This is a genomic window from Bacteroides mediterraneensis, assembly GCF_900128455.1.
GTDB lineage: Bacteria > Bacteroidota > Bacteroidia > Bacteroidales > Bacteroidaceae > Phocaeicola > Phocaeicola mediterraneensis.
Map to the genome: position 1 here is coordinate 385,266 of NZ_LT635783.1, position 21,343 is coordinate 406,608.

Sequence of the window (21,343 nt, forward strand, 5' to 3'; positions counted from 1 at the left end):
AGTAAGAACTCACAGAAGAGGAGGGCTTTGTTCCCGGGGCTTCTGTGGGTTTTTATTTATCTATCTGAATATATAAATAAGGTATAACGGTGAATTTCCCTTTTTACATAGCCCGGCGCTATTTGTTTTCCAAGAAGTCACACAATGCCATCAATGTGATTTCCGGTATTTCGGTATGCGGAGTGGCGCTTGCCACCCTGGCCTTGGTGTGTACCTTGTCCGTGTTCAACGGTTTTCAGGACCTGGTGTCCAATCTGTTTACGGCTTTCGACCCGGAGCTGAAGGTGGTACCGGCTGCAGGGAAGGTGTTCGACGGACAGGACAAGTCCATTATGGCCATCCGGAAAATGCCCGAAGTGGCCTTGGTGTGCGAGTCGCTGGAAGACAATGCCCTGGTGCAGTATCAGGGGCGGCAGGCCATGGCCGTGGTCAAGGGAGTGGAAGACAATTTCACCGAGCTGACTCCGATTGATACCATCCTTTTTGGAAAAGGAGACCTGCTGCTTCACGACGAGGTGGCAGACTATGCCATTCCCGGCGTGCAGTTGCTGGCCAATCTGGGCACCGGTATCCGTTTTCTCGACCCGCTGGAGGTGTATGCCCCCAAGCGTGGGGCCAAGGTGAACATGGCCAATCCGGCTGCCTCCTTCACCGGGGGCAACCTGTTTTCTTCCGGACTGGTGTTTGCCGTCAATCAGGAGAAATACGACGGCTCCTACATCCTAACCTCGCTGAAGTTTGCCCGCAAGCTGTTTCAGTACACCACCGAGGTCAGTGCCGTCAACCTGAAGCTGAAGCCGGGCACCGACGTGGATGCCTTCAAGCGTAAGCTGGGAACACAGTTGGGTGAACGTTTCCGCGTGCTCGACCGCTACGAACAGCAGGCCGATACGTTCCGCATCATGAAAATCGAGAAGTTCATTTCCTATCTCTTTCTCACCTTTATCCTGATGATTGCCTGTTTCAATGTCATCGGTTCCCTGTCCATGCTCATCATCGACAAGCGTGACGATGTGACTACCTTACGCAATCTGGGAGCCAACGACCGGCAGATTGTGCGTATCTTTCTCTTCGAGGGGCGCCTGATATCGTTCATTGGTGCAGTGGCAGGTATCGTGCTGGGCGTATTGCTCTGCTGGTTGCAAGAGACCTTCGGGTTGATTTCACTGGGGGCTTCCGGCAGTTTCATTGTCGATGCCTATCCGGTCAGCGTGCACTGGCAGGACGTGGTGCTGGTGTTTGTCACCGTGCTGGCGGTAGGTTTTCTGTCGGTGTGGTATCCGGTGCGCTACCTGAGCCGCCGTCTGCTGTCGAAATAAGTTGTCCGGTGGGGAGCACGTAGATTTTGTGGGGTGCTCTTCCCTGGGTGTCCAGTTTCTTTTCCTTTACCCATTTGCTCAGGTCTTTCCAGGCCTTCGACTTCTGTAGCCCGGTCAGTTCTCCGTATTTTGTACGTGTGATGAACGGGTATTGTGTCAGGTATTCCATGACCAGGTCCAGTCGTTCCTGTTCCGTGTAGCGTGCAGAACTTTGCTGAAACTTCCATTCGGCTTTGGCCCGTGAGAGCTGTTGTCCGCGGCATCGCTGGTTGAAACTCTTGGCCGTGCGGAACCTCACCTTGTCGAAGCAGATGTTCTGCGCGTGTATTCCGTTTTCATCTGTCACTTCCTTTTCCGCTTTCAGGTTGGCTACGGCGTAGGCCATGTGTCCTATTTCCACGGACTCTCCACGGGCGATGTAGTAAGCCGTCCATTTTTCCACTTCCTCCATCACCCCGATGACCGTGCCTTCCTTGAATCCGGAAGAACGGGCTATCTGCCGGATGATTTCACTGAAGGGTACAGCCCCTCTGGTCACGAGTTTCGGATAAAGTTTCGGGTTCTTGTCTTCGTTTTTTGTTCCCGGTACGGGAAGAAAATCATATTGTGCTTCCATGGTTTTGATGATATGTATAATTGTTTTTTATGTTTTCGCAGGCGGAAACGTATGGTTTCCGCACGGAAGACATACGTTTCTCTTGTGGAAAACGTACGTTTCCTTGGTGGGAAACATCAAAATTTCCAGTGCGAATATAAGAAGATGTGCCGGGGCTTTGTAGACTTATGTAGACCTCTGTAGACTTATGTAGACTTAATGTTGTAATTTTATGCAGAACTGGTGAGATTTTGAAGCAGGACGAGGTAGGCTGGTTTAATAAACAGTTATCTTTGTCATATCAAAAAATGTCAGGATTTATGAAAAGCATATTTATTTATATTGTTCTTGCTGTTTTATCGGTCTTATTTTATGATTGTAGTTTCAGTGTTGAAAACAAGTATCAGCGTTATGCTGACTTTCCAGTGAATAGGAAGCTTGTATTGGCAGAAGAGATAGATTGCGACGATATTTTTTTACGCTATCCTTACCGGGTGGAAATAATGGATAGTCTTGCGGTTGTTCTCGACCTGCATCCTGACAGTTGCTTTCTCCATGCATTCACCTATCCGGAGTGGAGATATGTCACTTCATTCGGTAGGCGCGGAGAAGGACCGGAAGAGATACTTTCTGCCGAACGCGTTAGAATCTGTTCTCCTGACTCCGTTTGGGTTCTTGACTCTAACCGTCGTCAGATAACACGCTGGCGAATATCAAATTGTAATGCGGAACGCGCGGAAGAAATATCTTTGGATGACAGACTCATACGTACTTTGGACTTCTGTGCCGAAAACGGAGCATCCCCACCCACTCTGAACGGCTTAATCCATCCAGTTTTACCGCTAAATTGGCCTTGAAAAGTGCCTGAAAAACGGAGTATATCCGTTCATTTCAGCTAAAAACGCCACAAAACGCCATAAAAAACGGAGCATATCCGTTCAGTGGTTTTGGATTACGATAAAATGTCCGTTTTAGTATACAGAAATCGGAGTATATCCGTTCAGAGATAAGAATGTAATGATACAATAATCAGTTGTTTACATTCGAAAAACGGAGCATATCCGTTCACCTTCTCACAGAAACGACAATGCCTGCATAAAAAACGGAGCATGTCCGTTCACTTGCTACTCTTTTCCCGTATCTTGTATGCAGAAAACAATCTTCATACAATACGACTATGGCAGGAAAAAGTAAGAATATGAGCCAGATCAAACAACTTCTTCTACTAAAGAAGAGCGGAATCTCCAACCGCAAGGCTGCCGATATAATCGGCATGAACAAGGAGACAGTGAACAACTACATGAACAAGGTCAACGCTGACAGCCTGAGCCTTGATGAACTTATCAGGTTGGATGATCCCATTCTTGAGCACCGTCTCAAGGGCGGCAATCCTGCATATAGCGACAAGCGTTTTGAAACATTCAAAGCCCTTCTTCCATATCTTCAGGAGGAGATGAAGCGCAAGCATGTCACGCTGAAGCTGCTTTGGGAGGAATACCGTAATGAGCATCCGGATGACCACTACAGCCTGACACAGTTCCGTTTTCATTACAATCAGAACACAGAGGCCAGGAAGGAGTCGCCATCCACCATACTTGCCGACATGCGTACGGGCGGCGAAAAGCTTTTCCTCGATTTTGCCGGTGATACTATGGGATACGTTGACATGGAAACCGGTGAGGTCGTCCAGTGTCAGGCTTTTGTAGCCACTCTGCCTGCAAGCGACTACGGTTATATCCTCTTCGTACGTTCACAGCGTACAGAAGACTTTGTATATGCCATAACGCAGTGCCTGAAACATCTTGGCGGCGTACCAAAGATGCTTGTCCCTGACAACCTTAAAGCTGCCGTTGTCAAGACAGACAGATATGAGCCTTCGCTTAACCGTGTAATGGAGGATATGGCCAATCATTATGGCACGGTCATCATACCGGCACGTCCCGCACACCCAAAAGATAAAAGCAACGTGGAAGGGACCGTGAGGCTTGTCTATATGCGTGTGTTTGCCGAACTCCGCAATGAAACCTTCCATTCACTGGAAGAGCTTAACCGGGCAGCCTCACTCAAAATGAAAGCGCACAACCAGAAACGCATGCAAAAGCATCCTTACACGCGTGAGGAACGGTTCCTTGCCGTAGACAAGCCAAATCTTATGCCACTGCCTGACAGAGATTTTGAGATTGTGTCATATACCGATTTGAAGGTGTCAACCAACTGCTGTATCTATCTTGGACGTGACCAGCACTATTATACAGTACCGTATCAGTATATATCCAAAACCGCACATGTCGCATATACACGCACACTGGTAAAAGTATATGTGGACGGTGAGCTTGTAGCCACTCACCTACGTGATTACAACAGGGGAAAGTATACTATCGTAAAGGAGCATCTTGCAAGCAACTCCCTGGAATACAGAGGGATGAGCGCAAAATCATACATAGAGCGTGCCGAGCGTGCATCCGGCATACTTGGAGATGTAATCCGCCGCATATTTTATTCTTCCACAATGCCTCCGGAGACTCATTACAAGACCTGCGACGGGCTTCTAAACCTGCAAAGGAGCAGTGATCCGGCCGTCTTCCAGAAAGCCTGCGAGACAGCCTTGGATGTAGACAGATGCAGCTACCGCTTTATCCGTTCGCTGGTAGAGAGCAAGTGTGCCGGTGTAGGGCAGCCTTCATCTTCCTTTGCTCCTCCGCAGCACTGTAATATCCGTGGAAAATCACAGTTCAAATGACAGACTTCTAACACTCAAAACAAATAACGATGGATGAAATTATCAATGCTCTAAGAAACCTTAAGATGCCTGGAATGGCCCATTACTGGGCTACCATGCAGGAGACGCGACAGGCAGAGTCGCTCTCCTTGAAAGACGGTCTGCAACTGCTTATACAGGCTGAACTGGATAACCGGAATCAAAGCCGGAATGCCCGTCTGATAAAAAAAGCACACTTCCGTTATCAGGCATCCATAAGCGAAGTTATCTATGACAGCAAGCGTGGCGTGGACAAGCAGAAAGTGCTTAATCTCGCCACTTGTGACTATGTGAAAAACGGGGTATCCATACTTATTACGGGTGCTGCCGGTACCGGTAAAAGCTGGTTGGGTACAGCGTTTGGTCATCAGGCCTGCATGAACGGATATAAGGTTGCTTATTATAACCTGTACAGGCTCTTCGAGGAAATAAGCCTTGCCCGTATATCCAGTACCCTGCATCGTTTCTTCGCCAAGCTGGCACAGACTGACCTGCTTATACTGGACGACTTCGGCATGAAAGTTCTTGACGGACAACAGTTACTTGACTTTATGGAGATTATAGAAGACCGCCATGGACAAAAAGCTACGATCATCATATCACAACTGCCGGTTGCCAACTGGTACGATGTGATGAAAGGCAACACGACTGCAGCTGATGCAATATTAGACAGGTTGGTACACACAAGTGTGCGCTTCGAGCTACAAGGCAGCAGTTTACGTCAAAAAAGACATCAAAACTGCAACGTTACAGACGAAAATCAATAAATTTGCATCGCCATAGGTAAAGAGTATGAAAAGTGAACGGATATCACCGTTTTGGGTGAACGGATATCAACCGTTTTCAGCACTTCTGTAAGACCGCAGAGGGATTTCTGGTAACAGATTATACTGGCAATTACCGTTATCATGTACTTGACCAACATGGGAAAATCATTCAAAGTGTTGGCCATGTACCGAGTGAAAAGGATGTTGATGATTCCGATAAGCCAGCTCTATCTCAGGCATGGCGCAGTTTTATGGATTATAATCCGAAGAATGGTGTGCTAGCAATTGTAACACAACTTGGTGAGGTTGTCGAGTTGTTTAATCTAAAGACCGGAGAGCACAAGGTCTATTATGGTCCGGGAGGTGAGCCAGTGTTTTCCGTCTTAGCTAGTGAAGCCATGCCAAAAGGTATTAAAGGCTTTAATGATGTGGTGGTTTCAGATTCATGTATATATGCTATTTTTGATGGTACACCATTCAAAGACCGTATCAATTCGTTGCGATCAGGCAGGAAACTTTCAGCCGGAGGTAATAATATTTATGTATTCGGCCTTGATGGCTATCCACTGAAAAAAATGTCAACAGAATGTTCAGCTTTTGGTATTGAGTTTATAAGAGGTAATATCTATATTGTAGGCAATGATAAAGATATTCCTTTGTATTCATATAAATGTCCATAAAATTGCAGATGAAGATAAAGAGACATAAATAACTTCTCTTCGGCCTTTCTTACAATAAGAGTTTTTGATGTATACTGTTACAATTCATAGGGAGAACATTTATTAAGAGCCTTATCTGATATTTCTAAGAATATCAGATAAGGCTCTGTAATTCGTATGAAAATTTACTGAGTTGGATAGAGTTATCCTGACTTTTATTGGCATGAATCATAATTAAAGACTAATTTGTAACCTTTTCCTCTAATGGATACAACATTGATGTCCAAAATTGCGATACATTCTTTTAGTGATTTAATTAAGTGATAAGCCCGATCTTTTGTTTCTACACTTTCTACTTTTTCATATAGTTTGGATATGTCAGCATGTGATAAGAAGAAATCCTCCTTTGAAATAAACTTACGGAAAATTTTTATATTATAGCCGCTTAGAATAACTTGTGTGTTGTTGTATCTTAAAGTATTGTGATTATTGTCCCAGTAATATCCTTCATGAATCTCAATCCATTTAGTTGATTGGTATTTTCTTTGTTTTATAAGGTTTCCATCCTCATTATTTATCCCTTTTGAGAGATTTTCTTTTTTGTTTCTATTATTATAGATTATGTAGCAGGTTATCGGAATGAGCATTACAGCAAATAGAATATATGTATTTATATTATTCAGTAAAAGTACATACGCTGGGGTATATATATAAGCCTGTAATATTATATCAGATTTGTTGTTATAGTCTTTTCTAAATTTATATTCCTGTACAAGTGTAGCTTTACTGATAAACTTTTCATCGCGTGAATTATACTTTTTCCCGTTGTATGAATATCCAATGGCTGTATTAGTGTATTTGTTTATTTTATGCATTTCATCTCTGAACAAACTGTTTAAATGATTTCTTTCTGAGTCTTTTGCAATAAAATAGGCCTGATCACTCCAGTTTTTCTTTTCTTCACCTCTTATTTCATTTGGAGAATTCTTTTGATGATACTGTACGTTAATCTGTGAGATATACAGATCCTTTTCCTTGTTGATGGCATTTGCGAAAGCATTTTTAGCGCTTTCGGTAATATTTATCTTTTTTGTATTGAAATTTACGCAGATTACAATAATTGTTATTAGTGCGTATGTAGTATATGCAAAGATACGTTTTGGTTTAGTCCATTTCATGATTTGAGTCTTGCTTTCTGAAAATAATCTGAAACAAATTAGAAATCTTCCTGAAATTTTATATGATTAAATAATAGATATACAGGTAGTTATAATTTTATTCAGAAAATTTTCAGCATTTTTTCGTCATTTATTATCTACATTTGTCACAAATATACAAAGATTTTAAATGTTATGAAAGCATTGTTATTTTTAATTTTAGCAGTATTATGTATCTGTTTTGATGCGCAGCAAGGTAATGAATTGAAGTTAGGGATGGATCAACTTTTTTTGAGTAATGTAGAAGCATTAGCCAATAATGAAGGGGTTAATTATTTTTGCTATGGTGAAGGTGACATTGATTGTCATGGTATGAAAGTTGAATTTAAAGTAGAAGGTTTGAGTTTAGATTATTAACCGTACTAAAATCATAATTTCAAACTGTAAATGAGAAAGCTTGTTTTTATCTTATTTTCTTCTTTGTTTCTTTTTTCTTGCACAGATGATAAGAAACATGACATTGAAGTTTTAGTTAAGGAATGGAATAACAAGGAAATCCGTTTCCCCGATAATCCGGTGTTCACGCGTTTCGTCACAGATACGGTTCCTTATAGGATTCCAAAAACCGACTACAAGGTAGTAGTCTTTGTCGATTCTGCCGGATGTATCAGTTGCAAGCTTCAGCTACCAAGATGGAAGGATTTTATGCACGAAGTGGATTCGCTTAGTGACGGAAATGTCCCGTTTATATTCTTCTTCCAGACAAAGGATGAGCGTGAATTGAGATACATCTTGAAACGAGATAATTTTTCGTATCCTGTATGTATAGATACAGAAGACATTTTCAAAAAATTGAACCGTTTTCCTGAGGAAATGATGTTCCAGACATTCCTTATAGATTCTGAAAACCGTGTGAAGGTGATAGGAAACCCCATCCACAACCTGTCCGTAAAGGACCTTTACCTGAAGGAAATAGCCGGAATAGAAGTCGTTCCACTGTCAGTCACTACAATTGAGGCAGATTCTACAGAATATCACTATGGCGTGGTAGGAGAAAACATGACTGCAAGCAGGAAGATTATCCTGAGGAATACCGGAAAGGAAGTGTTCCGAATAAAGGGCACAACAACTTCATGCGACTGCATGACTGCGGAATACGACTGGGATGAGATACCACCCGGAAGGAAAGCTGCAATGACGATTGAATACAAGGCAGAAGAGCCCGGAGATTTCTGGCGAACCATAACTATATATGGAAATATTCCAAAAAAATCCGTTACACTGGATTTCTGGGGAACAGTCAGAAAGTGAGAGATAAAAAAAGAGTGAAGATATGAAACCTAATGTCTAGCAAACGTTTGTATCCATATCCAACTCAATGTTAAACCTATTAAAATAAGGGAGGTATCTATTATGTAAAGTTAAATCTATCTTAAGCGTGTTAAATTTATTATTTTGTAGGAATTATTAATAATTATCAAAAACTCAATTAAAAATGAAAAAGAACATTTTCACAATATTTTTTGCAACTGCATTTGCTTTGGTTGCAGGGTATAACATATATGCTTCACAGCAAAAATTTGAACTGTCTGATTTGGCTTTGGCTAATGTGGAAGCTTTAGCACAAGATTATGAATCTGGAGGAGTTGAAATTATTTGTGGACGAAACAGTGGTCCTTGCTGGATGAAAACAGGAATGCTGTGTTTTGTTGGTGAAGCACATGATTATGCTTGTCAGTTTGTTGGGTATACTTGGACTAGCTGTTCAAGTTTATGTAATTAATCTTATAATGTAGAGCAGAAAATTATTATAAGCATATGTTATTCCTATTTTATTCTTTGAGAATGATTATAAAACAAGTGTTTATGATTCGATTTGTTTTGTAAAAAGTGTAACAATTTAAAGGTGCTGAAATCTACACAACATTATTGTTTTGGACTGTTGGTCAGGAGTTTAATTTAAATCCCTGACCAACATAAATAATAAAAATTATGATAAAATGAAGAACTTAGTACATATTCATGGTTTTATATTGATAATTCTTGTATTTGCAATATCTTGTACAGAAAGGGAATCACATGGGAATAAAACAAATATATACTATTCTGAAAATGAAGATTTGCCTATGGGGAATTTCATTGACAGAATAGAGATAATTCCCCTTGAGACCGACAGTATGAATCTCATAGACCAATATCATAAAATAGAGTTTTATGATGATTTTGGCGGATACCTGATAGTTGACAAGAGACAAACAGTGTACCTGTTTACAAAAGAGGGGGATTTTATATCCAGCTCCCGTAAGTGCCGGGGAGATGGCCCCGATCAATATAATATTCTGGTTGATGCTGTTTATAATCCATATAACAAAAGTATAGAGATATTAAGTCCGTTCGGTAGTATATACTCGTATGATTTATCCTTTAATTTTCTTGGAAAAAGAGATTTGCAGGAGAAGAGTATCCATACATTCTCTCGTTTTTATCCTCTGAGCGATGATTCTTATATTTTATTGCCTACTTTGCTGGGGGAGAAAGATGCCGTAATGTGTTTTTGTGACTATACTCGACAAAGCATCATTTCCGTGGAAGATTATACTGCCGATTTTATCAGTACGCTTACAATGAATCATAATCCTTTTGTGCGATTGAATGGAGAACTTTATTTTCTTCCAGTATGTCTTGACTATAACATATATCGTATTGATGAAGATTCTTGTAAGTTAAGCAAGTATATTAGCTATTCATTTGGAGAAAATATTAATAAAGAGGATTTGGAGAAACGTTTTGGTGATATGTCCGACCGGAAGTCAGATGAAGAAAGTCTGAAGAAATCCTTTGCTGTTATGGAAAAGGTAAATAATTATCTTCTTCAATCTGATACTCCTATACCTGTGATAAAGCAGATGAATAATTCATACTTATATTTTTATATGATTAATAATGGAGTTAGAGAGACCGTAATATATGACAGAAAGTCTAAAAAGTCAATTCTTCATTCAAATAAGCATCCTGTGTGTCTTAATTTCTGTTTTTATTTAGATAAGAATTCATTGTATACAATCATTTACCCTTATGAAATGGATAAATATATAGACAAATCTCTGTTGGATGGGAATGAATTGAAGAAACTTGACCGTGTGAAAGATGATGATAACCCTATAGTAGTAAGATATGTATTGAAAAAAAGATTATGATATGAATCACAGTGAAACAGCATCATATTATGAGGATTAAACGATGTCTTTGAAAAGGTGTAGATTAAAAAAATAATAGAAATAGAACCCTATGAAAAGTAATGTCTTAAAAGCAATGCTGATAGTTTCTCTTTGTTCGTGTTCATCGGCGAAGACCTATAATGAACCTCAGTTTATTGAAGAACATGAGATAACTGGTAAATGCCTTTCCGATGACTTGATGATAAGTTATGCTTATGATATGGCAGTTGACAGCCGCTATGTCTATATACTGGCACTGTCGGAGGGCAAATGGTTGCATGTATATGACAAACATGATGGAAGGTATTTGGGCAGCACTGTTCATGCAGGGCAAGGTCCGGGTGAAATTCATACGGCTTTGTCTCTGATGGTTGATGGAGATAATCTGCAAATATATGACCAGTCTCAAAAAAAACTGTTTAATTATTCTGTCAACAATGAGGATGACAGCTTGCAGGTCTCGTTTGTCGATGATGTCAATTTTTCCTCCTGTAGCGGTATAGTCCGTAGAGCATGGGAATTGGGTGGTCAGTATCTTGTAGATGGGCAGTTGGGAGTTGAAAAGACAGGCCAGAAACGTTTTCAGCTGTATGATGGGAATTCTGTAGTTTCTCAGTACAATGATTTCCCTGTTGAAAACGAGGACATGAAGAAGGCTTTTCTTTCACCTAATGTATGTTTTTCTCCGTCTAAAAATAAAATGGCAACAGGAACATTGTATGGAGGGGTATTGGAAACATTTGACTTATCTTCAACTTCCATATCATTGTCAGGCGTTTATCGGTTTTATGAACCTTTGGTTTCTTTTAAGGCAGGAGAGTTGGTTCCGGCTACAGATATGAAGTATGGATTTTCTGCAATGTGTGCCACTGACGATGTGATTTACAGTGTATTGATAGGTGATTCAGACCCTAACAACCTATATAATATTTCAATATTTGACTGGAACGGCAAAGGATTGGCACAGTATAAGACAGACAGGCAGATTTTCAAGTTGTCTTGCTATTCAGGTACTCCGTCCGAACTGTATGCACTGACATATTCTCGTTCAGAGGGATTTTCTTTATATCTCTATCGCGTTGAAATATAATTATGTGTTGTTGGTTAATTTATAAATGAGCTATAGCTAAATATCTTAATTTATGAAGAACGTTTTATTTTTAGTGTTGTTTGGGCTGGTTCCTTTTTTTATGACGGCTCAGGTACGGAAAAAGCCTTATGGGGTTACTACGATTACCACTTCAGCAGGGAGTAAACTTGCTCCGGCCCCAAGTGAACTGGCCTTGAAATACAAGCTTGACATACCCATCAGAAGGAATGGCGATTTTTCTCTCGAATTGAAGGAATACCGGCAGGGAGTTTACGTGAAGGATTTGTTGGATGATAAAATCATCGGCGGTAAGGTCAATGAAGGTGACCGTATGGAATTCGTCCAGTTTTTGGACTTTAAGGGAGGGAAAGAATTCCAATTGTTTACTTATGTCGGTACCTCCATGTGGTATAAAAAGAAGAATACGGAAAAGAAGTTTGATTATGTACAGTATGAAGGAAATTCAAACATTGGCACATCGTTCACCTGTCCACTTTTCCTGATTTACGAGGACGACGAGAAAGGTGTATGTAAGAAGCAGCTGAGCAAGTTGTTGAAGGGGGGGAAACTGCCGGACAAATATACGCCGGAATCTGAAGCGCTGAAAAAGCTGCCCCGTTTTTTTATCGTTTGTTATCGCTATTAATCGTTTCACTGTTTATAATATGATGCATTTAGGAAAGAGTTGCTTGTTTGTGATAATCTGCTGTCTGGCATCCGCTTGCGGACACCGGATGTCGTATGATAATGCCACGTCATTTTCCTGGTCCGATTTTCAGCCGGTGGAATGTGGCGATACATTGAAACTGCCGCATGACTGTTTTCTGTCAATGCCGTTGCGCATCTTGTGCGTGGATTCGACCTTGTTTGTCCAGAATCGAAAAGGTGACGGCTTTATCCAAAGATTCAGGCTGCCCCGGCTTACTCCTATAGGAGAGGCTTGCATTTCAATGGGGAATGGTCCACAGGAACTGTTGAACGCTTATCGTATGCAGGCAATGGATTCGTTGTTCGGAATTTCCGACCTGATGGGAGGGAGTGTCATGTTCTATCCTAAAGATTCAGCCTGCAATGCGTTTCATTTCCCGTCGGGACGAAAGGTCCGGTTGGAGGAGCCGTTCAGTGATGTCGTTTTCTTGTCCGGCCGTCCACAGTTTGTCACGACCGTCTTGAATACAGAACATAAGCGTCTGACTTTCTTTGCTGCGGATGGCACCTCGCGGCAGACCACAGGAATGTACCCTACCTTTGGAACCGAACTGTCTCCTTTGGAGCAAATGGAAGGTTACGCCTGTGAGATGGCGGTTGATCCGTCGAACAGTCATATCTGGCTTTTCTATAAATCGACAGACCTGATAGAAATTTATGATTATGAAGGGAGGCTGGTTAAGCGTCTGCATGGTCCTGACCATTTTTTTCCTGCTGTAAGGGAACTTTCCAGTGAAGAGGGTCTTCAGAAAGTAAGTTCTGTTTCCGGAGAAACGCGTGATGCATATTTCTGCCCTCTTTATTCGGGTGGAAAGATCTACGTATTATATTCTGGTAGGGTGTACCACGAGGGTCAGTCTGCGGATGCTTACCTGCTGGATACCTTGCTGTCTTTCAACTTGGACGGAACTCCTGATAAGGCCTATAAGCTTCCTGTGCCTGTGTTTACATTTGCAATAGATGAAACAAACAGGACTTTATATGGCCTGAGCTTTGTGCCTGAATATCATTTGGTAAAGTATGCTTTTTAATGACAGAACACATTTGAGAAAACAGAAATAGTTTTGGTATATTTAATTATGAAAGTGCGTGTGAAAAAGATTTTTTTTAGTTTTTGTATTAGGATAAGAGACTGCCCGGTGAAAGTGCCGTTCTGACAGTGAAATATAAAGCTGAGCGCCTTATAGTAGATTAAAACTAAGAGCACGACTGTCCCGTAAAAGTGGATAAATAGTTCTTTGAAATTATTGAAACATAGTCAATTACACGGTTTTTTGAAATGAAACGGGATTGATTTTGCAACTTTGCAGTCTAATACAAATGGCTGCTATGTTCCAAGACAAATACGTATTCTCTCAATTAACCGCTTTTCTGAACAGGACTCAGTTCAACAACTATGTTCGCAAGTATGATGGCAACCGATATGTGAAACATTTCACTTGCTGGAATCAGAAGTTTGCAATGATGTTTGGGCAACTGAGTAACCGTGAGAATCTGCGAGACTTAATCGTTGCTTTCGAAGCGCATAGGGCCAAGCAATATCATCTTGGGGTAGGTCGTGAACCGATAGCCAAGACAACTCTTGCGACAGCCAACCATATATGATGAAGGAAGCCTGCGAGAAGTGGACGACCAACATCCTTGACATTTCTGGAAAGAAATATGCGTTTGATTCAACAACGATTCCGTTATGTCTAGCCACATTTCCATAGGCGAAGTTCCGAGGGAAGAAAGGAGGCATCAAAGCACGATTCTACAACAATGTCTTCAATCGTCCAGCATGATATGAAGTTGAAACGCTCAACCTATGAAGTTATGCAAATTTTCAGCATATCATTGACTGACAAAACCCACTTGCGTGACCTGTTCGACAAGACCAATTTCAATGATGTCAAAGATCTAAATGATCCCCTGATTCCGGGCTATTTGATTAATTGTTTAACTCGTCCCATTTTAACGGGACACTAATGTAAGAATATATGAAAATGCACTTATTTAAAATTACCGGTGTTATATTAATTTCTATTATAGCATCATGTACTAATGTACAAACTAAAAAAAGTTCATATACAGTTGATGTAGACCTAGGCAATGCAATTTCTTTGAAGGAAGAAACATCCTCTGTAGAAGTAATGTGCTTAAATGATTCTCTGTCGGAACATTTCCCAGGTGATATGACAAAGGTAAAATGGACAGGGAATTCTATTCTGGTTCTAGACTCATGGAAAGATCCGGGGCTTTATCAATATGACTCTGAAGGGCTTCTTATCAACTCATTTACAAATAGAGGAAACGGTCCCGGTGAATTTGTCAGGGTTGTAGATTTTAATGTCACATCATCGGGAATAATACTTCTGGATACATATTCTGAATCACAAAGACTGTTTCTAGATAAGAATCTTTCGTTCCTATACAAAAAAGATGCAGAAAAACAATCAAGTCATTTTTACCAGGAAGAGAGCAAAGAAGGCGGCGTGTGGTATGATAGAGGCAATGTAGCTTATGGAGAAAACAAGAACAAGCTAGTATATGAAAAGGATGAAAAGAAAAAGACTGTATTGCCTGTACCAAGTGAAATAGAAAATGTAACATTTGCCAGTTATAATGTCTTTGCCGGAATTGCAAATGACACTGTACTTTATTTGCCGGCTGTTGAACCTAGGATATACAAATGTTATGATGGAAAGGCCGAAGTGTTTTGTGATTTGAATTTCGGAGACTTATGGCCGGATTTTTCTGGAGTTGACAAAAGTAACCCATTGGAACTTATGCGCAGAATTGTAGACGAAGGGAAGATTTATTCCACAAATATCGTTTCTGACGGCAATGATTTTGCCATTTCTTTCTTCTGTAAAGAAAAATGTTATATAATGTTATTCAGATATCCCGAGAAAGAGCCATACAAATTACTTTACGCCGACAAGAATATAATTGAGTCGATCGGTAATCTTGTCTGCATGAAGGATGGTTGCCTTGTTTTTGGGAAGCCTGGTAAATTATTAAAATTCGGGATTAAAATGAAATAAAATATAGAGCATGTTTCTATATTAAGGAGGAATCGGAATGGAATCAAGATATTCAATACTGCGTATTTGCGTAATGATGATTTTGGGGGGCTATGTGTTTTGTGCAGCTGCTCGGACAATAGGGAAAGGCGGATGGAAAAGGTACTCGAAATGGCAAGGACAAACCGCACGGAACTGGAAAAAGTGATGGACACACTACAGGGAGGATGCCTGAAGCTGCGTGCGGCACGGTTCCTCATAGAAAACATGCAGTATCATTTCTCGGTAAACGAGAGATTCGTTTCAAAAAAAGGGAAATCATACTATTCGGACATAACACGCTTTGGAGGGGCGGCTTCCGTAAAGAGGCACTGCGACTCGCTGGTGGCTACGGGATGGAATATAGACAGGAGGACGGAGTATGCCATAAGGTGCGTGGATGCGGAATTCATGATAAGGTACATAGAAATGTCATTCAGGGCATGGGAAAAGCCATGGGATTCGGAGGTCTCATTCGGGGACTTCTGCAGGTACATACTTCCATACCGCTTGCAGAATGAGCCACTGTCGTATGCAAGAGAGAGGCTCATGGAGCGTTATACTGCTCTGCAGGGTTCTGTAGGGGCGAGAAATACGATGGAGGCGTGCCGGATTGTAAATGCAAGACTGAAGGAGGAGACGGAGGCTTCGGGAAGGGGTACATGCGACGCACTGTGCAACTACACCACAATGGTGATGCGAGCGGCGGGTGTTCCGGTTGCGGTGCAGCAGACGGTATGGACAAGGATGGATAGGGGGCTTGTGGGGTGTGCTGTGCTACATGAAGGGACATTCCACGACTTATCAATGGGGGATGTTCAGCCCGGTGAGTAACAGGCATGTGCTGGCTACAGTAAGATACCTGATGCCGGCAAAGGCGTACAGAAGGCATTTTGAATCGTACATGTCCGTACTGCCGGAAAAGGATGACGGATTTGTAACCTATCTGAAGAACCCCTGTTGGAGAATGTGACGGACGTACAGGAGATGGAGGTGTATGGCGTTGCCGTTACAAACAGGGGAGACGCTTCAGGGGGATTGTGTATCTTTGCAATAACAATGCAGGGAAATGGGTCCCCGTAGCCATGGGAAGGAGAAGTGAAGGTAAAAACATCTTCAGGAAAGTGACGGGAAGGAATCTGCTTGCCGTAGCAGAGACTGACGGGAAAGCAGGGCTGGAATTCATAAGCGACCCGTTCCTTGCAGGGCCAAGCATGGAAAGGCTTGTTTCCGTCAGGTTCGTGCGGAATGAAGGCATAACTCATGCTCGCTATACTACTGGGACAACGGCGGGGACTTCAAGGACATTCCATGCACTGCAAAAAAGACAGTGTATGGGTTATACGGCAATGTTCCTGGCAATGCCCTACAGCTGAATGTCACCGACGGAAGGGAGTATGACTCATCCGTTAGGATTGAGAAGGATGGTGTGTTCAATAGTGAATCATGGTTGTAAGATTATGAAGAAATGGTTTGATATAATAACGAAGATTGCCTTTGTGTGTATATGCTTGTTCCTATTGTGGATTCTGGCACAAGTGTTTGTGTTTACATCCTTCCGGATACCAAGTGATTCCATGTCGCCTGAACTCCGAGAGGGCGATTATGTTTTGGTGTTGAAACCGGTCGTTGGGGCACGGTTGTTTAATTTGAACAAATCGCTCAATCTGGAACAGACTGAAATATACCGTCTGCCGGGATTTAGGAAGATAAAGCGCAATGATGTGGTAGTCTTCAATTTCCCGCATCCAAACGACTGGAGCCGTATAGAGATGCACATAATGAAGTATTATATCAAGCGCTGTATCGGATTGCCCGGAGATACGCTCTCCATAAGGAAGGGGATGTTCAAGGTGAAAGGTGTAGACATGCCTTTGGGGAACGTAGCCTCACAGAAGCACATAGGATTGACGCGTCCCGAGGATTGTCCGGAGGGCGTGTACAGGTGTTTCCCATACGACTCCCTGCTGGACTGGAATATACAGGAGTTCGGACCTCTGTTTGTTCCCGGCAAGGGGGATGTGGTGAAGATGGACCGTACGGGTGGTGTATTGTACCGCAAACTCATTGAATGGGAACAAGGGAAGAAGATGTATGTAAAGGGAGATACAGTACTGCTGAACGACAGTGTGATAACTTCTTACCAGTTCCGTAAGAACTATTATTTCGTGGCGGGAGACCGTGGGGAGAACTCACAGGATTCCCGTTACTGGGGGCTGCTTCCGGAGGAGTATATCGTGGGGGTGGCTTCAAGGATATGGAAATCCGTGGACAGCTATACGGGCGATATTTGCTGGGACAGGGTATGGAAGAAGATTGAATAAAAAGGAATATGGAACTTTTTTGAGCGAGCTATGCATATTATGAATGTTGAACTAAGGAAATGGTTATGCAGAGTCATACCGTGGTTGGCAGGTCTACTGCTTGCAGGACTTACGAGTGGAACCGTGCTGGTGACAGACGGAAGTTTACCGTCCGACCTTCAGGGAAAGCAGTGGATGTGGCTTTCTGCCGTGATGACTGTTGTATTGCCTTTGTGGCTTGCCGGATATATTGTGAATCCACAGCGGACTGTCCGTATTGTGTCGGAGACAGTACAATGGGTGCTGATGGGATTCGGGGTAGTGGAGGCTCTGCATGGTCTTGGTCAGATTGCAGGTATATATCCGTCAAACCATTCGCTTTTTGTCCTTACGGGAACATTCTATAACCCGGGTCCATATTCAGGCTATCTGGCGGCAGTTCTTCCGGTAGCCCTGTACCGGATATTAATATTGAACGGGAAGAAAGACCGTCTTTCGGTTGTGCAGTATTATCTATCGATGTGTGTGCTGTTGCTGATATGCTGTGTGCTTCCGGCGGGCATGAGCCGTGCGGCATGGTTTGCTTCCCTGATTTCGTGCGGATATGTGGTTCTCAGGGTTTACCGTGTGAAAGTAAAATCGTTTGTATCGGAACACAGATATGCCGTATTAGGCGTGCTTTTAGTCGGTGCGCTGTTTGCCTCCGGTGCGTATTTCATGAAACGTGATTCGGCAGACGGCCGTTTGCTGATATGGAAGATAACTTCCCGGGCCATTACCGGCAATCCTTGGGGTGAAGAAAATGGAAGGACATTTTCCGCCATTTACGGTGATGCTCAGGAAAGATACTTCACTGATTGTGAATATTCGGAGTCGGAGGCATTGGTGGCCGGAACACCCGATTTTGCCTTCAATGAATATCTGCAGATTGCAGTTGAATATGGTGTGTGGGTATCCGTATTGTTTATAACTTTAGTACTTGTGTTGTTGAAGATAGCCGGGAGCCGTAAATCTCTTGCGGGAATGGGCGGATGCCTTGTATCGCTTATGGTATTTGCCTGCTTTTCCTATCCGCTCCATATCCCGGCTATTGTTTCCGTATGGTTACTGACGGTAATGGCGCTTTGTGGCGAGGGGCTGGTGAAGATAAAACGCAAATCGGTTGCCGTGATAATCCTGCTGCCGGTTGTTGTGGCCGGATTAACAGCTTCGGTGAATAGGTATGGTATGTACTCCGCACGCACACGGTCTGTTCGCCAGTGGATTCCTGTCAGGGTTCTGTATCATTCCGGAGCATTTAGGGCGGCAGTGGAAGAATATGGAAAGCTTTATGATAAAATGTCCTGGCATAAAGATTTCTGTTTTGAGTACGGAAGGGCATTATACAAAACCGGAAGTTACGGCAAAGCAGAAAAAGTTCTTTTGAAAGCCATGACGGTGAGCGGAGATCCGATGATATTGAATATTCTGGGACGCAGTGCGCAGGAGAGCGGAGAGTATGAGAAAGCGGAGATGTATCTGCTACGTTCCACCCGCAGATTGCCGGAGCGTGTATATCCCCACTATCTGCTGGTAAAGCTTTATGCGGAATCTGAGTATTTTGACAGGGTAAAGCTAATCAGGGAGGCAGAATATGTGCTTAACGCTGAACCTAAGGTGAATTCTACCGCTATAAGGGAAATGCGTCAGGAGGTGAAGAATATTTTAAAAGATAAAAGCATGCAATAAATTAAAACAGTGGATATTTATTAATGGTTTATGATGTCTTTTATGAGTAAGCTGGATGTGAATAGATTAAGACTGCTCGTATTTCAAGGTGCGGTGGTTCTGTTTCTGATGTCAGGATGCATAAGCAGACCGGACAGGCTGGAATATGCCCTGGAGTTTGCGGGAAAGAACAGAGTGGAACTTGAAAAGGTTCTTGAGCATTATAAAGGAGACACTATGAAATACCGTGCGGCATGTTTCCTGATAGAGAACATGCCACGGTGGTATTCATACGACGGATGGCAGCTGGATACCCTTCATGCTCTTCTGGAAAGGCAGCTGGCAGGCACATTGAGAGAATCGGACAGGATGTGGCACGGGTTTGACTTCCACACGCTTGAAAAGGTTTATGATGCAAGGGTGATTACATCGGACTATCTTATCCGTAATATAGAGATGTCATTCAGGGAATGGGAGGAAAGGCCGTGGAACCGCACACTGCCGTTTGAAGATTTCTGTGAGCTTATACTTCCTTATCGTATAGGCAATGAGAGACTGACGGAATGGCGCACGCTGTACAGGTCGTATTACGGCAGTTTATTGGATTCACTGTATACAGGCAGCGATGTGCTTGAGGCATGTAAGATCATAAATGATGAGCTGGCAAGACAGGACTGCAGGTATTGTGTGGACTGGAATGTTCCACACCATGACGCAGACCATCTTTTTCATACAAGAATAGGCTATTGCAGGGAAAACAGCGACCTGATACAGTATGCCATGCGTTCGTGCGGCATACCTGTAGCCGCCGATTTTATGCCATACTCTCCCGATTACCGCTATTCGCACGAATGGAACGTAGTACGCGATACCACAGGAAAATATATCCAGTTCGGCTATGATGGGATTGACCCCTTACGCAACAATACCCAGAGTGACGGACGTAAGAAAGGAAAGGTTTTCCGCTACTGTTTTGCCATGCAGAAAGAGAGGGAGGAAACCTGCAATGCAGCCGGTTGGAATACCGGAGGTATGGAAGGGAAGTACTGGAAGGATGTTACGTCCGGATATTTCGGCGAAAATGAGGCAGTGGTCGGGCTGTCTGCTAATGTGAATTCGCCGGTAGGACTGGCCGTCTTTTCTACCGGTGGATGGAAGGTTATAGGCGAAGGGATACGTAAAAGTGGCAATAGGGTCTGTTTCAGGAATATCGAGCCATCTATAATCTATATGCCTGTTACTTTAGATTCCAACGTACATCCCGCAGGATATCCTTTCATGCTTTGCAGAGACGGGCATGTGGAGGAGTTTGTGCCCGATACAGTAAACCAAGAAAAGGTGGTGCTCAGCAGGAAAATGGCATTGATACCAAGAGTGGCAGCCTGGGGATACTCACAGATTGGGGCACGTATAGAAGGTGATGTAAATGTTGACTTTGGCAATCCTAAGCTGATAGCCGAAATAAAAGATACCATTGATTATACATTCGGAATATTTGAAAGCAGTTGTCATGTTCCTGTCAAATATGTAAGGTATGTTCCGCCTTTTGGACTGACACAGATTGCTGAACTTAGAATGTATGATGATTCTGAGATGGAAAGGGAAATAAAACTCAGTCCGGTCACAGATTTGCCTTATATTGAAAATGTGACAGATGGCAATATATTGTCGCACTTATATCGTAAAACCGGTACGGTCTCTTCTCCACTGGTATTTGAACTTGACAGACCGTCACGGATAGAGAAGGTGTATTACATCCCGAGAACCGATGATAATTATGTATGGAAGGGGGATGTCTATGAGCTGTTGTACAATGACGGTGTGAACGGATGGAAATCTTTGGGAACGAGGACTGCTTCCGGCAAGAACATCACATTCTCTGCACCGAAGAATGCTTTGCTATGGTTGCGTGACAAGACCAAAGGAAATGAAGAACAGGTATTTATCTACAGGAATAACAGACAATGGTTTAATTCTGATTTCATATAGGGCACTTGAGTTTGCCATATTGGGAAAAA

General features: G+C 42.6%; 19 protein-coding genes and 2 pseudogenes. 19 read left to right on the forward strand and 2 right to left on the reverse strand.

Going from position 1 to position 21,343, the window contains the following annotated elements; translation table 11 throughout:
• The first annotated feature begins 89 nt into the window (after positions 1 to 89).
• Complete coding sequence (locus tag BQ7480_RS01570) at positions 90 to 1,319, forward strand: FtsX-like permease family protein (protein WP_072541447.1); 1,230 nt, start codon at positions 90 to 92, stop codon at positions 1,317 to 1,319.
• On the opposite strand, the gene BQ7480_RS01575 is transcribed toward BQ7480_RS01570, so the two are convergent.
• Positions 1,243 to 1,935, reverse strand: a complete 693-nt coding sequence (locus tag BQ7480_RS01575) for an HU family DNA-binding protein (RefSeq protein ID WP_072541448.1) — start codon at positions 1,933 to 1,935, stop codon at positions 1,243 to 1,245. The two genes, BQ7480_RS01570 and BQ7480_RS01575, sit on opposite strands and share 77 nt — an antisense overlap.
• Positions 1,936 to 2,234: 299 nt before the next feature.
• Here BQ7480_RS01575 and BQ7480_RS01580 point away from each other — a divergent pair, with 299 nt between their 5' ends.
• The 4 genes from BQ7480_RS01580 to BQ7480_RS01600 all read left to right on the forward strand — a co-directional run bounded on the left by BQ7480_RS01580 (position 2,235) and on the right by BQ7480_RS01600 (position 6,119).
• A complete protein-coding gene (locus tag BQ7480_RS01580) occupies positions 2,235 to 2,771 on the forward strand; it encodes a BF3164 family lipoprotein (protein ID WP_072541449.1) in 537 nt (178 codons plus the stop codon).
• A 320-nt stretch (positions 2,772 to 3,091) separates the two neighbouring features.
• The gene (istA, locus tag BQ7480_RS01585; RefSeq protein WP_072541450.1) at positions 3,092 to 4,654 is read left to right on the forward strand and encodes an IS21 family transposase; all 1,563 of its coding nucleotides are present in this window, start codon (positions 3,092 to 3,094) and stop codon (positions 4,652 to 4,654) included.
• 29 nt (positions 4,655 to 4,683) lie between these two features.
• Positions 4,684 to 5,439, forward strand: coding sequence for an IS21-like element helper ATPase IstB (gene istB / locus BQ7480_RS01590; protein ID WP_072541451.1), 756 nt, complete (start codon positions 4,684 to 4,686; stop codon positions 5,437 to 5,439).
• 65 nt (positions 5,440 to 5,504) lie between these two features.
• Positions 5,505 to 6,119: a BF3164 family lipoprotein gene (locus tag BQ7480_RS01600; RefSeq protein ID WP_083581733.1), complete on the forward strand. Its 615-nt coding sequence runs from the start codon at positions 5,505 to 5,507 to the stop codon at positions 6,117 to 6,119.
• Between the two features lie 194 nt (positions 6,120 to 6,313).
• Here the strand turns inward: BQ7480_RS01600 and BQ7480_RS01605 are convergent, their stop codons facing one another.
• Entirely contained in the window at positions 6,314 to 7,276 is a 963-nt protein-coding gene (locus BQ7480_RS01605) for a hypothetical protein (RefSeq protein WP_072541454.1), read from the reverse strand.
• A 174-nt stretch (positions 7,277 to 7,450) separates the two neighbouring features.
• Between BQ7480_RS01605 and BQ7480_RS01610 the strand changes: the two genes are divergently transcribed.
• From BQ7480_RS01610 to BQ7480_RS01675, 14 genes and pseudogenes are all read left to right on the forward strand, one after another.
• Positions 7,451 to 7,672, forward strand: coding sequence for an NVEALA domain-containing protein (locus BQ7480_RS01610; protein ID WP_072541455.1), 222 nt, complete (start codon positions 7,451 to 7,453; stop codon positions 7,670 to 7,672).
• A 288-nt stretch (positions 7,673 to 7,960) separates the two neighbouring features.
• Positions 7,961 to 8,566, forward strand: coding sequence for a DUF1573 domain-containing protein (locus tag BQ7480_RS01615; RefSeq protein WP_235816619.1), 606 nt, complete (start codon positions 7,961 to 7,963; stop codon positions 8,564 to 8,566).
• 184 nt (positions 8,567 to 8,750) lie between these two features.
• Positions 8,751 to 9,038: an NVEALA domain-containing protein gene (locus tag BQ7480_RS01620; protein WP_072541457.1), complete on the forward strand. Its 288-nt coding sequence runs from the start codon at positions 8,751 to 8,753 to the stop codon at positions 9,036 to 9,038.
• A 217-nt stretch (positions 9,039 to 9,255) separates the two neighbouring features.
• A complete protein-coding gene (locus BQ7480_RS01625; protein ID WP_072541458.1) occupies positions 9,256 to 10,452 on the forward strand; it encodes a 6-bladed beta-propeller in 1,197 nt (398 codons plus the stop codon).
• Positions 10,453 to 10,543: 91 nt separating this feature from the next.
• The gene (locus BQ7480_RS01630; protein ID WP_072541459.1) at positions 10,544 to 11,563 is read left to right on the forward strand and encodes a BF3164 family lipoprotein; all 1,020 of its coding nucleotides are present in this window, start codon (positions 10,544 to 10,546) and stop codon (positions 11,561 to 11,563) included.
• A 52-nt stretch (positions 11,564 to 11,615) separates the two neighbouring features.
• Positions 11,616 to 12,209, forward strand: coding sequence for a hypothetical protein (locus BQ7480_RS01635; RefSeq protein ID WP_139255686.1), 594 nt, complete (start codon positions 11,616 to 11,618; stop codon positions 12,207 to 12,209).
• Positions 12,210 to 12,228: 19 nt separating this feature from the next.
• Entirely contained in the window at positions 12,229 to 13,302 is a 1,074-nt protein-coding gene (locus BQ7480_RS01640) for a BF3164 family lipoprotein (RefSeq protein ID WP_072541461.1), read from the forward strand.
• Positions 13,303 to 13,600: 298 nt separating this feature from the next.
• Positions 13,601 to 13,980: pseudogene (locus BQ7480_RS18085) on the forward strand (DUF4372 domain-containing protein); the annotation flags it as partial.
• 58 nt (positions 13,981 to 14,038) lie between these two features.
• Positions 14,039 to 14,239, forward strand: a pseudogene (locus BQ7480_RS18090) (hypothetical protein); the annotation flags it as partial.
• 11 nt (positions 14,240 to 14,250) lie between these two features.
• Entirely contained in the window at positions 14,251 to 15,297 is a 1,047-nt protein-coding gene (locus BQ7480_RS01650; RefSeq protein WP_072541462.1) for a 6-bladed beta-propeller, read from the forward strand.
• 132 nt (positions 15,298 to 15,429) lie between these two features.
• Positions 15,430 to 16,149: a hypothetical protein gene (locus tag BQ7480_RS01655; RefSeq protein WP_072541463.1), complete on the forward strand. Its 720-nt coding sequence runs from the start codon at positions 15,430 to 15,432 to the stop codon at positions 16,147 to 16,149.
• 626 nt (positions 16,150 to 16,775) lie between these two features.
• Positions 16,776 to 17,639: a signal peptidase I gene (gene lepB / locus BQ7480_RS01665; protein ID WP_072541465.1), complete on the forward strand. Its 864-nt coding sequence runs from the start codon at positions 16,776 to 16,778 to the stop codon at positions 17,637 to 17,639.
• A 39-nt stretch (positions 17,640 to 17,678) separates the two neighbouring features.
• Positions 17,679 to 19,346, forward strand: coding sequence for an O-antigen ligase family protein (locus BQ7480_RS01670; protein WP_235816621.1), 1,668 nt, complete (start codon positions 17,679 to 17,681; stop codon positions 19,344 to 19,346).
• A gap of 42 nt (positions 19,347 to 19,388) precedes the next feature.
• Positions 19,389 to 21,314, forward strand: a complete 1,926-nt coding sequence (locus BQ7480_RS01675; RefSeq protein ID WP_072541467.1) for a hypothetical protein — start codon at positions 19,389 to 19,391, stop codon at positions 21,312 to 21,314.
• Positions 21,315 to 21,343 lie beyond the last annotated feature (29 nt).